This is a genomic window from Paenibacillus glycanilyticus (assembly GCF_030161375.1).
GTDB classification, from domain to species: domain Bacteria; phylum Bacillota; class Bacilli; order Paenibacillales; family Paenibacillaceae; genus Pristimantibacillus; species Pristimantibacillus glycanilyticus_B.
Window position 1 is genome coordinate 312,833 of sequence record NZ_BSSQ01000001.1, and the last position, 13,248, is coordinate 326,080.

The following is a 13,248-nucleotide window of genomic DNA, read 5'->3' on the forward strand; positions in this document are numbered from 1 at the left end:
CAAACGATGTATTGTACGCTGTTTACTCGGCCATCCACCATTTGATCATATGATAGAAGTAACCGGTTTGTTGCGTAGGCACAGGAGCATCCTCGTCAGCATACTTCACTTTAGGTCCAATACCTTGTGGGTTACCATATTGATACAAGAATACATAAGGCAGGTCAGTGGAAATTTCGGTTGCGATTTGGTTGTAAATTTCTTTACGCGCTGCTTGGTCGACAACGGAGTAACCGTCTACCCACAGCTTGTCGAGTTTTTCGTTTTTGTACCAACCGCTGTTTTGACCGGCTGGCGGGAAGTATTTCGAAGAGAAGATGCTTTCGCCGTCCGGATCCGGATTGCTAAGCGACCAGCCAAGCAAAATGGCAGGATATTTACCAGGCGTAATATTCTGGTCAATCCATGTAGCGAAATCAATGGCTGTTGGTTTCACTTCAATACCAACGTCTTTCAGGTTTTGCTGAATGATTTGGGATACCGCTTCGCGGCGGCTGTTGCCGGCATTGTACTGCAATTCGAAGGAGAAGCGGTGACCGTCTTTCTCGAGAATGCCGTCTTTGCCAGGCACCCAACCGTCTTCGGCCAGCAAAGCTTTTGCTTTCTCTGCATCATAATTATAGTTAACTGCTTTGTCGCCAGGATCCGACCAAGAACCCGGGAGGAACGGAGCGTTCATCAAAGCTCCCGTACCTTTCAGAACGTTATCAACCATGCCTTGGCGGTTCAGAGCGTAAGCGATCGCTTGACGGCTCTTTTGCGAAGAGAACGGAATGAATTTGTCTGGGAAGTTATTCGCGTCAAAGTTGAAGCTGACGTATTCATAAGTGGAAGTCGAGCCTTTGATTACGTTAATTTTGTCGTTTTTCTCAACCGCTTCAAGCTGCGTAATCGGAATCGCCAGCGTCGTATCCACATCGCCTTTGATCAGGGCTTGAACCTCGGTATTTTGATCGGCGTAAATTTTGTAAACAACTTTTTGAATATTAGGCTTCACTTCGCCCCAATAATTCGGATCGGCTTCCAGGCTTACATATTGGCCTGCTTTCCATTCCGACCATTTCCAAGGACCGCTTGTTACGGTCTTCGCTGGATCCTTGCCGTACGGGTTAGCCTGCAGTTCTTCCGGCTTCACGTCTTTCAGGATATGGCTTGGCACCGGGTTAAGCATCAGGGAGTATTGGAATGGCGCGTAAACTTGCTTCAGCGTAATTTTGACGGTGTAATCGTCGGTTTTCTCGACGCTACCAACCTTGTCAAACGTGCTGATGCCTGGCGCACCTGATTTTGGATTGATGATCGTATTAATGGTAAAGACCAAATCATCTGCGGTGATCGGTTGACCGTCACTCCATTTGGCCGTATTTTTCAATTTGATGGTGTAGGTTTTGCTGTCTTCCGAAATTTGCGGGAGTTCAGCAGCAAGAGACCATGGCTGTACGGTAAGGTTGCCGTCACGGTCCAGATCATACAGCTGGGCAAATAACAAATACGTCATATCCCCTGAAGCTGTATCATTGACGAATATCGGATTGACCGACACGATATCGGAGAACGTACTTACGGTTAAGGTTCCGCCTACTTTAGGCGCATTGGGATCCGCGGTTGGATCTGCGGAAGGAGATGCCGATTCTTCAGCGGTTGTTGCCGAAGGCGATGGGGAATTCGAACTATTGCCGTTATTGTTGCTGGAACAGCCTGCCATTACGATTGCCAAAATACTTAACAGGAATAAGAACTTCATCGGTTTCTTTCGAGTAATCATCCTATCTCCTCCTCTAAATGACTCGTAATTAGTCCTTTATGCCTGACATAAGCCGCTGCCAATCTATTTGTTCAAATCTTTTAATTTTTCTGACTATTAATGATAAAAGTATTGATTTCTGTTTACATCGGCTACATAATTTAAATATCTGGCATCAATTGTTAGTCCATATTCATTCTAAACTCACGGTCAACGACTCAACCTTCCATAGATGTACATCTTGAACTTTATTTTTCCAAGTATGTAACATTTTCTCACCTCCCCTGAGGAGAGTATACTACATTAAATTAACGCGGTAAATAGTTAAAGTATTTTCACAAAAAGAGGCTGCACATTTGAACAAATGTGCAGCCTTTTTCTCATTTGCGTCCACGCTTATTTTCACCGGTTACCATAATGACCTCAACATAAGGCCTCACCCGGTTCATCAGTCGTTCCCCTTTATATTGCTCGTCGCCGTCTTTGCTCGTAAAGCTGAAGTGCCGCTCCAGAGCGTCGAGCTCATAATTGGAAGTATACAACGTTGGTTTGCGGTTCATGCGATAGTTCAGAATAGAACCTAACACATGGTCCCGAACCCAAGGATTCAAGTTCTCTGCACCGATGTCGTCAAAGATAAGAAGATCGGTTTCCTTCATCATCTCGACCGTTTCTCTCAGCTTAGCTTGATCATGCATCATCGACTTCAAGTCCTCAACAAATTCGGGCATATAGACGATAGCACCCGAGTAGCCGGCTTTTGCAAGTTCGTGAAGCAGGTAACACATTAGGAACGTCTTGCCCGTGCCAAATTTGCCGGCGAGATACAAACCTTCCTTCTGCAAACCTTCTTCCTTCGTTTTATCAATGTAAGCAAGAATTTGATAAGCCGCTTCCGTCCGTTTCGGATCATTAAACAATATTTCATCGGCAGAATAACCGTTATTCAATGCCGTTTCGTCCACATAGAAGCTGCGTATCCGATTCTTGATCTGCTCTTCGCTGCGCCTAGCGATAAACTTCTTGCAGGAAACCTTCCGGTCAATCAGTTGGACCTGATCATTAACCGTCTCGCAAGAAAGCAGCGTATAATGGCCTTCAAAATCATTGGGACAGTTATTTAATCCGGGACAATTGGTACAATTGCGATATTCATTTACATATTGATAGACCCGGTTCATATTCATCCGCACTGCACGTTCGTTCAGTTCAGGGTGCTTGACGAACAGACGCTCAACTAGAGGGTCCGCCATTAGCTCTTCAAGCTTCTGATCCGCCTGATTGGACATAGACCTTCCGCCAGGCCATGATTTCAACATTTCACCAAGCGATTCCATTCGTGTTCGCACCGCCTTTTTGCTTAGTTTTTACCATCCAGCTTTCTAGCCAACATGCGCATCTGCTCCAGCTTCTCCGGAGAAATGGCCGTATCGTTAGCACCCTCATCCTGTACAATCGGAATGGAAGGCTTACGCGAGATCCCCCCGCGGGAGCTGTTGTTGCGGGATGCCCCTCTCGCTCCGGGCTGTGCTGCGGTTCTGGCATTTCGACGTTCCTTGTCGGCTTCCACTTCCGCTTGCTCTCTTACATAAAGAACAGCTTTCTCGAACGTATCAACCTGCTTCACCAGCATATTGGAAACAACGGCTTCCACAAAGGTCTTCGTTACGCGCTGCGCGTCGTTCATTCCGATCACATAATGGATCAGCACGTTAATAACCGGTGCGGGAAGCCTGTAATTAAGATCAATCCGTTCAAAAGATCTTTCAATCCAATCCGGTACCGCCCCCGGGAAAAACCGCTGCATAAATCTAGTATGAGGCTCATTCCGCATAAGCATGTTATATTGCTGCACATCGCATCTGCCAGCCAGCTGGCTTGGCACAACCAAATAGTATTCTTCCTGTACGCCAAATTCCTCAAGCTCGTCATCGGCTTCATTATTCTGGACGGCTGCCGCCTGTACGCGAGCCAGTGTCCGCTGGCGATCTCCCTCGCGTTTCTTGTCTTGACGGTACAGTTGATTAGCCCGAAGCTGTATTTCGTCTACAATCAACTCGCCGCTTGAAGCAAACACGCCGTCTTCATCCAATAAGCGGCAAATATCCGCTACGGATAGATTGTATTTATAAGCGACATAATTGATTTGTGCGAGCTGTTCGGCATTGCCGCGCATCCGCTCTACATAACTCCGGTTCGCTGAATTGCGCGGGAATCGTAAAATGATCTCTCCGTACGGGATGCCTGCCGTCTCCAGCTGCGTGCGAGGCGCAGCCTGGCGAGTAGGGGCAACTTCCGTCAATGCTTGCTCCAGCTCCTGGTCTACCGATTGGGTATTAAGCTGGAACAGTTCATAAAACGGCACGGATATGTTTTCTTTCGTCAACTGCATGCCGGCAATCTCATCAGGCTCTTGCGCCCCAAACGATTCGCGCAGCGATATAACCGCGTATTTGCCAATCTTATCCCTGAGCAGCAGCGTTAAATGCTGGTTACGGAAAAACTCGCTTGGCGTGAGCGGCTGCGATAATTCATACTCATACATCACATCGGCCTGATCCGGCAAACCGACGCGCGATGTCTGCAACAACCCTACGGCCTCAAGGCGCGATGCCTGTTCAATCAAATATTTTCTGCCACGTTCGTTCATGTCTAGTCCAAGACCGAGGAACAGCTTTCTTTGCGTCTCAATGGTTGAATAACCCGACGTACCTTCTGCAATCCCATGGTACAACTGTTGGTAGAAGGCAATAGCAAATGCGCCTATCATCGGTTGATAGATAAGCGACAACATTTTATAATCCAAGCTGCTTAGCGAAAAATCCCGAAAAGTGTAGTAACGGTGGTGTTCTGTATATTGCAGTAGATTACCGATGCGCAATTGCATCTCTCCATCTCATTCGTACTTTCTATCATTCTAACATAAAAAGAAGGGCCAGGGACGAATACAAAACTAGAAATATGAGGTTCAAAATGAAAACGGCCCCGTTTATCCCAATAGGATAACGTAGCCGCTATAGCTTAATTTTCTTAGAACATCTTGTAACCGCCGCGGCGCAATGCGCGAATCGCCCAACCGCTGACGTAAGCTCCCGCCAATGCTCCAAGGATAGGAATGACGTCAATAATGGTGAATTCCGTGAAATTATCGACAAACGATACCGAGTGGTCCCAAGTCTGCCAGATGTAGATCGGCAACAGCACAATGATAAAGGCATAGATAGGAAACCAGGTTGTTTTGAGAAGCATGTTAAGTATAAAGCCGATGCCAAACATCATGACCAGAAACAGCACCGTAGCTACAATTAATTGAAGCATGTCCTCTTCTCCTTATGGAAGTCTCGCTTTACAGTTTAAATAATGGAAATAAGGAAGTCAATCGAAGCCGCCCATTTGTCACAAGTCCGCCATTTGCTCTGGCTGTTTTGTTTACGATACAATGTTAAAAGCAATGTGACGAGAGGAGAATTTACCCATGAGTGAAGTAGCTATTACATTAGAAGGCTGGTATGCGCTGCATGATTTCCGTTCGATGGATTGGGCGGCATGGCGGCTAGCCAGCGATAAAGAACGTAGCACGGCGCTGGACGAGCTCCAATCTTTCCTGAAGGAATGGAACAACGTCGACGAGAACAAGCAAGGCAGCACGGCCGTCTATTCGATCGTTGGCCAAAAAGCCGACTTTGTGTTCATGCACCTTCGCGAAACGCTGGAAGAGCTAAACGATATTGAAACGGCATTTAACAAAACGCTGTTTGCCGAGTTTACCCAACCGGCTCATTCGTACGTGAGCATTGTCGAGCTAAGCAACTACGTGAATTCGCCGGGCAGCGACCCAATGCAAAATCCGGAGATTGTTGCTCGCTTGAAGCCAAGTCTGCCAAAAGCAAGACATATCTGCTTCTATCCGATGAACAAACGCCGCTCCGGCAATGACAACTGGTACATGCTCAGCATGGAAGACCGCCGCAACATGATGCGCAGCCACGGCATGATTGGCCGCAAATACGCAGGCAAAGTGAAACAAATCATCACGGGCTCCGTTGGTTTCGACGATTGGGAATGGGGCGTAACGTTGTTTGCGGATGATGCGCTTCAGTTCAAGAAGCTTGTATATGAGATGCGCTTTGACGAAGTCAGCGCCCGTTACGGTGATTTTGGCGACTTCTTTGTGGGGAATTTGTTAAGCTCGGAGAAGTTTGGCTCGATGCTGGCGCTGTAGGCGTGCTGATAGGTTAGCTGGAGGAGTTCCGCAGTCAAATGTTCTTCCGATCGCTGTTGTTCCCGGATTCCCTGATTGAATAGCCAGAGGTTGGAATCCGGAGAACAAAGGCGAACGCTTGAAAGCTTTCTGAAAGAAAGCTACTTCGGAAGCATATACTTTCTCCAGAATCATTCAGCCTGCTCCATCCTCGCTTAACCTATTTTTTTGGACCGTTTGCGCCACCGGATGATTCCGGTGGCGTTTTGTTTTAGGGATAGAGGGCCTAACGAAACTACATCACGCTATTCGCTCGAGATTGGAGCTTATCGAGATCTAACGAAACTTGGTATCGCTATTTATTGGATTGATAGCCTCGTGATGGCAAAAATGGTCAAATAACGTTACGACGTTTCGTTATATTTCAGAAATAGCTCTTTTACAGCTAATAGCGATACGACGTTTCGTTAGACCATGAAGAAGCAAGGACATAGGACGGGCGGGCAAACTTCATAAGCAAACCAAAAAGGCCTTCGCCGTAGCGAAAGCCTTTTTGGTTTAGTCTTCGTCTTCCTCGTCCAGGAGGCCGAGACGTTTTTGTTCGAGATAAAGCTCGGTTGCGCGGTCGCGCTCGCGGCCCTTTTCCTTCAAACGCTCGATGCCCGGCTGGATCAGAATGTCGACTTCCTTTTGAACAATATAGGATAAGTCATGCCGTTGCTGGGATTCCAGAAACGCTCCAACTTCCATTAATGCTTTGTAACGGTCTAATTCGTCTCGCTTCAAGAGTCCGACAACCTGCACGCTGGCGTGCCGCATTAGAAGAACTTCCCTTTGCGAAGCACAAGCGGAATTCCGCCAATAATGAACAAATAGCGCAGATCGATCAGCTTTTTCAGCCAAGCCGCTGTACGGCCCGTGTATTTCTTGCCGAATGCGATACCGATCGCTTCGCCTTTGCCAAGCGATGCAACCGTACCTTTGTTGCTGAATACGAAACCTTTCAACGGCTGATTGCGGATCGAAGCAATCAGATTATGCGCGCAGACAACACCTTGCTGCATCGCGATTTGCGCGGTTGGTGGGTAAGGACGTCCTTCTTCGTTAAACATCAGGGAATTGTCGCCAACGATATAGATGTTCTCATGGCCGGGAGCGCGCAGGTTGTCATCAACTTTCACGCGTCCGCGCATGGTTTCGAAGCCGGCATCTTCAATCAGGCGGTTGCCGCGGATACCGCCGGTCCAAATAACCGTCTGCGATTTGATTTCTTCGCCTTCGCCAACAACGACGCCATCAGGCGTGCATTCTTTGATTGCCGTGCCGATGCGGAACGTAACGCCTTTTTTCGTTAATACGTTCATGCCGTATTCCACAAGCTCAGGGTCAAAGCCAGGAAGCGCGGTTGGTGCCGCTTCGATATTATAAATTTTCACAAGTGCCGGATCTACGTCGAACTGTTTGCACAGTTCAGGAATACGATCGGACAACTCGCCTACAAATTCGATACCGGTAAAGCCTGCGCCGCCGACGATAAAAGTAAGGTAGTCCGTGCGATGCGGTTCCCGCTTGAACCGAGCGAATTGATATTCAATATGCTCGCGGATCAGACGGACCGAGTTGATGCTGCGGATGTTCATCGCGTATTCGCCAAGTCCCGGAATACCGAAGGTTTCAGGCTCGCCGCCTAGGCCAATAACCAGATAATCGTACGACAGCGTTCCATCCTCAAGAATAACCTTTTTGTCCTGCGGGCGAATTTGTACGACCGTTGATTTAACAAAGTCGATCTTGAATTCGTCGATCAGCTTCGAGATGCTGACGCGCGCGTTCTCGGGATTATCCGTGCCAGCGGCAGGCATATGCAAATGCGTTGTAATATAGTGGTAGTCGTGCTTATTTACAAGTGTGACGTCAGCTTCGTTATAATTAAGTTCCTTTTGCAACCGCAGCGCAGTAAGCACGCCGCCGTAGCCAGCTCCTAAGATGACAATTTTGGGTATGTTGCTCATCGTATGATCCCATCCATTCCTTAGCTTGTTTATGTGTCTTTTTGTTTGTGAAAAATTACACAATCCGTGCTGGATCTATATTTCTAACCAGCGAATTGTGTCATTTTTTTGGTTCCTTTTATCGCTCCGATTATGCGCCTTGCTTCGTGCTTGTTCAGCCGTTTATCTACTCTGTAGACTGAATCAAATCAGGCGCCATACATACAATACATCAGAAATATTACATAGTTTTTACTTAAACTTCAAGAGTAAAAATATACGAAAAACTTTAGAACAGCATACAAATTCATATTTCCTTCTTGGAAACGGCAGGCATATAATAGGAAGCAGATCATCAATTTATTGGAGGTGCCATCCATGTCATCCGTTCAAAAGCCAGATAACCTTGTAGATCTTATTATTATCGGCGGTGGGCCTGCCGGCCTGTTTGCAGCCTTTTACGGCGGAATGCGCCAAGCATCCGTCAAAATCATTGAGAGCATGCCGCAGCTAGGCGGACAATTAGCCGCACTTTATCCGGAGAAGTACATATATGACGTGGCCGGATTTCCAAAAGTTACAGCTCAAGAGCTTGTTGATCGTCTAATCGAACAAATCGGCTTGTTCCAGCCGGAAGTTCTGCTCGAAGAAAAAGTAGTTGAAGTGAACAAGCAAGGCGAACGTTTATTTGAAGTCATTACCAATAAATCCGTCCATTATGCACAAGCCGTTATTATTACGGCTGGCGTCGGCGCTTTCGAGCCCCGCAAGCTGGAGCTTCCCGAAGCCGTGCAATACGAGAAAAGCAACCTGCATTATTTTGTAGGCGATTTGAACCGCTTTACTGGCCAGAAGGTACTCCTTACCGGCGGAGGCGACTCTGCCGTCGACTGGGCGCTTATGCTTGAGCCCATTGCCGAAAGCGTCGCCCTGGTCCATCGCCGTGATAAGTTCCGCGCCCATGAGCATAGCGTAGACAATCTGATGAGCTCCAGAGTAAATGTGCTGACTCCCAAGGAGATCACCTCGCTTCACGGCGACGGCCGGATCAGCCGCGTAACCCTAACCGATACCAAAACCAAGGAACAAACCGAGATGGACGTAGACGCGGTTATCGTCAACTACGGCTTTGTCTCTTCGCTTGGGCCAATCGCCGAATGGGGTATCGAGATCCAAGGCGGCTCCATTGTGGTGGATACGCGGATGGAGACCAATGTCAGCGGCATCTTTGCAGCCGGTGACATTACGACTTATCCCGGCAAGCTTAAGCTGATTGCCGTTGGATTCGGTGAAGCGCCAACCGCCGTCAACAATGCTAAAGTCTACATCGATCCGGAAGCGAAACTCTCTCCGGGGCACAGCAGCAACTTGAAGCTGTAGGTTATATCGAAAACTTATAATAAACAAAAATGACAAGGGTATCCTAACATTGGCGATTCATTCAAGTGCAAGACATCTGCACAAAGCCAAGGAGGATACCCTTATGTTTTGTCCTGTATGCAATGGCATGCAGCCGCTGAATGCAGCTTGCGCCAATTGTGGTCAAACGATGGAAGATTGGGGCCGAATGACGGATTGGATTGGTCCTTATGCACCTTACGTGCCACTAGAGACAGAAATGACAACATGGAATCAATCGGCCGATGATAATAACTGCACGCATATTGTATACTGCTCGTCCTGCGAACGGACGATTGAGGCTGCCGTATCGACAACGGGATTCTAAGCGATGTTGGATCCTGCAGCCTTGTTTAATTGCCTGCGCTTCATCTCAACAAGCAACATCCGGATGAAATCATCTTCTAGCTTGTACAGAATAGCAGCAAGGTAGGTGTCTTCCAGCAGCTCGTCTGACAGTAGCTCCATTAGTGGACACTTCCTTTCTTCCTTTAGTTTCCTAAGCTGATCCCATCGTAACATGCACAAAACCCAGCAACAATGGCCTCGCTTATGCACACGCCCTTGTGGACAGTCTGTGTATGAGATGTGAATATAAGTCGAAAAATGAGGATTTAACACAGTGGATCATGTGGATACAATTATACACAGCCTATTTTTTCCAAAAGTTGATAAAAAACTTTAATCGATTTTTCTTGACCCATTAATGGAATATATTGAAAATCGGTTCATAAACATGTAGGTTCAAACTGAAAAAAAATAAAACCCTCGCGGGTTTTTAGCCTTTTTTATTCGAGTTATTGCGGCTTATTGTAGCTTACTGAGGTCTCGTGTTGACCTCGAAGATCCATATCTTTCCGCTCGTATCTATGCCATAATCAAACCCCAGTTGAGTTACCCCCGGAAACCTGCTCTCCAGCATTCTGGTGGATTCAACGGTCAAATCGCGCATTTGCTGCTTTTTCGCTTCAACCAGGGATGGAGACAATGATCTGCGTATGCCTTCCGCTGCCGTTACCATTGTACCGCCTTGGGATAAATTTGTGACGAATAGACCCGGTTTGGCAATCCTCCCAACCATGGAACGATATTCCCAACCCGCTTCCGTCTTTACGTACTTCACCCGGTAATCGATTGGACGTCCGCCAACTTTAGCCAGACGAATGCCTTTCTGAATGAGGTAAGGACGATTTTTTCGTTTCTTGTCGAGCGAAGATTTCAAAGCTTCAAAGCTTGAAAAAGCGAGTGTTGCCGTTTGCGAGGTGTAGCTGAAGCCGGTGTTTGTCTTCCATACCTTGATGACGCCATGCCCTCCCGTCCCTACGACCGGTTTGATGACAACCATTTGATGCTTGGCCAACATGCTTTTTAAGTTAACGGCATTGTAGCGCTTTGTTGGAGGGATATGTGGAGCAAGTGCAGGGCTTGCAAGCAATGCCGCTTGTTTCACCCATTTGTCTGGGACAGGCCGTCCGAGTTGATCCTCCATGCTATCAATCTCCTTTTTATTAATAGCTTATGTCGCAATCTCGGTTGTCTCTTGGATGATTGTCCGAACAGGCAAAGAGCCCGGTTCCCAAGGAACCGAGCCCAATGATCAATTACTCGTCATTTTGTTTGTTCATGGCGGCTTTTAACGCATCCGCAAGACTATTGGACAACGACACGTTATCGCTGTACTGCTCAATCATCTTCTTCTGCTGATGTTTGTTCACCCTGCCGCCTTGTTTATCGCCAAGCATCTCGATGACGTTGCATGGCCGGCATTGCGCATATTTGCCTGCTTTGCCATCATGAATCTCCATCTTCTTATGGCATTGCGGGCAACGCTTATTGGAGAGCGCCGGTTCAGCCTGGCGGCGGTAGCTGCATTCCCGGTCCGAGCAGACCAGCGACTTCCCTCGTTTGCCCTTCACTTCCATCAGCAGCTTTCCGCATTCCGGACACCGCGAGTGAGTTAAGTTATGAGGTTTATACTCCTTGGTCTCATTCTTAACGGCGGTAACCCATTTACTCGCTTGTTCGCGGATCCCCGCCATGAATTGCTTGGCGTCTCCTTTGCCAAGGGCAATAAGTTCGAGCTCCCGCTCCCACTTGGCCGTCAGCTCCGGACTCCGCAGTTCATCCACGACAAGCTCGATCAACTGCTTGCCTTTGGCTGTAGGGGTAAGACGATTTTGCGTGCGGTCGATCGTTTCGGTGGAGAGCAGCTTTTCGATTATATCAGCCCGGGTAGCCGGCGTTCCCAGCCCGTGCTTTTCCATCTTCGAGAGCAAGGAAGCTTCCGTATAACGGGCGGGAGGCAACGTACGGAGCTCCTTCAAACGGCTTTGCTTCACCGGTACGGCCTGTCCCTGCACGAGGGCCGGGAGCAGCTGATCCGGCGCGTTATTCTCCGAGCTTTGGCCGCCTTCCTCTTCCTCGTCATCCTCCGCCGACGTTCTCGAGTCGCCGCCGCCGTAAAGCTCTTTCCAGCCGATCTCCTTCTGGACTTTGCCTTTGGCATACAGCTTATCTTCGCCTACAGTCAGAACGACGCTTGTCTCATCATACGTATACGGCGGATAAAACAACGCTATAAAACGGCGCACGATCAAATCGTACAGCTTGCGCTCGTCGTTGCTCAAAGCCGATAAATTCACATACTCGTCCGTCGGAATAATGGCATGATGGTCGCTGACCTTGCTGTCGTCCACGAACCGTTTCGTAACGGTCAACTGGCCGCGAAGCAGCTTGCGGGCTAGAGGGGCATAAGGTCCAACCGCAACGCTCTCCAGACGCCCCTTCAGCGTAGGCACGATATCGCTCGACAAATAACGCGAATCGGTACGCGGATACGTGACAAGCTTATGTTGCTCATACAGCTTTTGCAGCACGTTAGACGTCATTTTGGCCGAGAAGCCAAGTCGCTTGTTCGCTTCCCGCTGCAGCTCGGTCAAATCAAAGGCCTGCGGATGCGGTTCGGATTTCTGAGTCGTTCGAAGTTTGTCGACTTTGGCGTTTTTCCCTTGCAGCCGAACCGCTACGGCTTCAGCCTCGCTTCTATCCCACAATCTGCCGTCATGCGAATCATTCTGTCTCCATAACCCCTGGAAAGCCCCGAAGTCTGCCGTAACGTTCCAATAAGGCTGGGTCTGGAACTGATTAATTTCCTTCTCGCGATCGATAAGCGCGCCAAGGGTTGGCGTCTGCACGCGTCCGGCAGCAAGCTGGGCATTGTATTTCACCGTAAGCGCGCGAGTCACGTTCAGGCCTACCAGCCAGTCCGCTTCCGCGCGGCATACCGCCGAAGCGTACAAATTATTGTATTGCTGGCCTGGCTTAAGCGCCTTGAAGCCGTCCTTGATCGCTTTGTCCGTCTGGGACGAGATCCACAGGCGCTTGAACGGCTTGCGCCAATGGACAAGCTCCATAATCCATCTGGCTACAAGTTCCCCTTCGCGCCCGGCATCGGTTGCAATGATAAGCTCGCCAATATCCGAACGCTTGCACAGCTGGGCAACCGCTTTATATTGATGCGAAGTTTCGCGCATGACCTTCAGGTTCATCTTATTCGGAAGCAGAGGCAGGTCCTCTAGGTTCCAGGTTTTATATTTCGCATCATAATCCTCGGGCTCGGCAAGCGTGACCAGATGCCCCAGCGCCCAGGTGACCACATAGTCCTGACCTTCGATATAGCTTTTATGTTTGCTGCTGCAGCCAAGAACGCGCGCAATTTCTTTGGCTACGCTTGGCTTTTCCGCTAGCACTAATGACTTCATTCTTATATCCCTCTCTCCATACAAGCAAATTGCCGTAAATTCTTGTACAAGTATACTAGAAAACCGGTAACGAAACCAATGCCAGCCCGTTAAACCCGCATCATTTTACCCGGCAATTGCGCTTGTGATATAGTTAGTTTCACAAGTGAACTC

At 48.4% G+C, this 13,248-nt stretch carries 12 protein-coding genes; 3 read left to right on the forward strand and 9 right to left on the reverse strand.

The annotated features are described in order from the left end of the window. Positions 1-22: 22 nt before the first annotated feature. The 4 genes from QQK89_RS01175 to QQK89_RS01190 all read right to left on the reverse strand — a co-directional run bounded on the left by QQK89_RS01175 (position 23) and on the right by QQK89_RS01190 (position 5,062). On the reverse strand, positions 23-1,765 hold the full coding sequence (locus tag QQK89_RS01175) for an ABC transporter substrate-binding protein (protein ID WP_284236576.1): 1,743 nt from the start codon (positions 1,763-1,765) through the stop codon (positions 23-25). A 359-nt stretch (positions 1,766-2,124) separates the two neighbouring features. Next, positions 2,125-3,081, reverse strand: coding sequence for a primosomal protein DnaI (dnaI, locus tag QQK89_RS01180; protein WP_284236577.1), 957 nt, complete (start codon positions 3,079-3,081; stop codon positions 2,125-2,127). Between the two features lie 23 nt (positions 3,082-3,104). Continuing rightward, complete coding sequence (locus QQK89_RS01185; RefSeq protein ID WP_284236578.1) at positions 3,105-4,625, reverse strand: helicase DnaB; 1,521 nt, start codon at positions 4,623-4,625, stop codon at positions 3,105-3,107. A gap of 149 nt (positions 4,626-4,774) precedes the next feature. Further along, positions 4,775-5,062 carry a YuiB family protein gene (locus QQK89_RS01190; RefSeq protein ID WP_284236579.1) on the reverse strand — a complete coding sequence of 96 codons (288 nt, stop codon included), beginning with the start codon at positions 5,060-5,062 and terminating at the stop codon, positions 4,775-4,777. 157 nt (positions 5,063-5,219) lie between these two features. Here QQK89_RS01190 and hemQ point away from each other — a divergent pair, with 157 nt between their 5' ends. Continuing rightward, positions 5,220-5,966: a hydrogen peroxide-dependent heme synthase gene (gene hemQ / locus QQK89_RS01195; protein ID WP_284236580.1), complete on the forward strand. Its 747-nt coding sequence runs from the start codon at positions 5,220-5,222 to the stop codon at positions 5,964-5,966. A 537-nt stretch (positions 5,967-6,503) separates the two neighbouring features. Here hemQ and QQK89_RS01200 read toward each other — a convergent pair. Both QQK89_RS01200 and QQK89_RS01205 read right to left on the reverse strand, forming a co-directional pair. Continuing rightward, positions 6,504-6,764 carry a hypothetical protein gene (locus QQK89_RS01200; protein ID WP_284236581.1) on the reverse strand — a complete coding sequence of 87 codons (261 nt, stop codon included), beginning with the start codon at positions 6,762-6,764 and terminating at the stop codon, positions 6,504-6,506. Then, positions 6,764-7,957, reverse strand: a complete 1,194-nt coding sequence (locus QQK89_RS01205; protein WP_284236582.1) for an NAD(P)/FAD-dependent oxidoreductase — start codon at positions 7,955-7,957, stop codon at positions 6,764-6,766. The genes QQK89_RS01200 and QQK89_RS01205 overlap by 1 nt, the downstream gene beginning before the upstream one ends. Positions 7,958-8,314: 357 nt before the next feature. On the opposite strand from QQK89_RS01205, the gene QQK89_RS01210 reads away from it, so the two are divergent. Continuing rightward, a complete protein-coding gene (locus tag QQK89_RS01210; RefSeq protein ID WP_284236583.1) occupies positions 8,315-9,316 on the forward strand; it encodes an NAD(P)/FAD-dependent oxidoreductase in 1,002 nt (333 codons plus the stop codon). Between the two features lie 103 nt (positions 9,317-9,419). After that, the gene (locus QQK89_RS01215) at positions 9,420-9,662 is read left to right on the forward strand and encodes a hypothetical protein (RefSeq protein ID WP_284236584.1); all 243 of its coding nucleotides are present in this window, start codon (positions 9,420-9,422) and stop codon (positions 9,660-9,662) included. Here the strand turns inward: QQK89_RS01215 and sda are convergent. From sda to QQK89_RS01230, 3 genes are all read right to left on the reverse strand, one after another. After that, positions 9,659-9,802, reverse strand: coding sequence for a sporulation histidine kinase inhibitor Sda (gene sda / locus QQK89_RS01220; RefSeq protein ID WP_284236585.1), 144 nt, complete (start codon positions 9,800-9,802; stop codon positions 9,659-9,661). The two genes, QQK89_RS01215 and sda, sit on opposite strands and share 4 nt — an antisense overlap. Before the next feature lie 349 nt (positions 9,803-10,151). Then, positions 10,152-10,823, reverse strand: coding sequence for a YheC/YheD family protein (locus QQK89_RS01225; protein ID WP_284236586.1), 672 nt, complete (start codon positions 10,821-10,823; stop codon positions 10,152-10,154). A gap of 112 nt (positions 10,824-10,935) precedes the next feature. After that, positions 10,936-13,095 (reverse strand): DNA topoisomerase III, encoded by a 2,160-nt coding sequence (locus tag QQK89_RS01230; protein WP_284236588.1) that lies wholly within the window; start codon positions 13,093-13,095, stop codon positions 10,936-10,938. Positions 13,096-13,248 lie beyond the last annotated feature (153 nt).

Bases quoted from the DNA above. Each gene is read 5' to 3' on its own strand.
- QQK89_RS01230 (WP_284236588.1), bottom strand. From the start codon at position 13,095: ATGAAGTCATTAGTGCTAGCGGAAAAGCCAAGCGTAGCCAAAGAAATT.
- QQK89_RS01225 (WP_284236586.1), bottom strand. From the start codon at position 10,823: ATGGAGGATCAACTCGGACGGCCTGTCCCAGACAAATGGGTGAAACAA.
- QQK89_RS01200 (WP_284236581.1), bottom strand. From the start codon at position 6,764: ATGCGGCACGCCAGCGTGCAGGTTGTCGGACTCTTGAAGCGAGACGAA.
- QQK89_RS01210 (WP_284236583.1), top strand. From the start codon at position 8,315: ATGTCATCCGTTCAAAAGCCAGATAACCTTGTAGATCTTATTATTATC.
- hemQ (WP_284236580.1), top strand. From the start codon at position 5,220: ATGAGTGAAGTAGCTATTACATTAGAAGGCTGGTATGCGCTGCATGAT.
- QQK89_RS01215 (WP_284236584.1), top strand. From the start codon at position 9,420: ATGTTTTGTCCTGTATGCAATGGCATGCAGCCGCTGAATGCAGCTTGC.
- sda (WP_284236585.1), bottom strand. From the start codon at position 9,802: ATGGAGCTACTGTCAGACGAGCTGCTGGAAGACACCTACCTTGCTGCT.
- QQK89_RS01205 (WP_284236582.1), bottom strand. From the start codon at position 7,957: ATGAGCAACATACCCAAAATTGTCATCTTAGGAGCTGGCTACGGCGGC.
- QQK89_RS01190 (WP_284236579.1), bottom strand. From the start codon at position 5,062: ATGCTTCAATTAATTGTAGCTACGGTGCTGTTTCTGGTCATGATGTTT.
- QQK89_RS01175 (WP_284236576.1), bottom strand. From the start codon at position 1,765: ATGATTACTCGAAAGAAACCGATGAAGTTCTTATTCCTGTTAAGTATT.
- dnaI (WP_284236577.1), bottom strand. From the start codon at position 3,081: ATGGAATCGCTTGGTGAAATGTTGAAATCATGGCCTGGCGGAAGGTCT.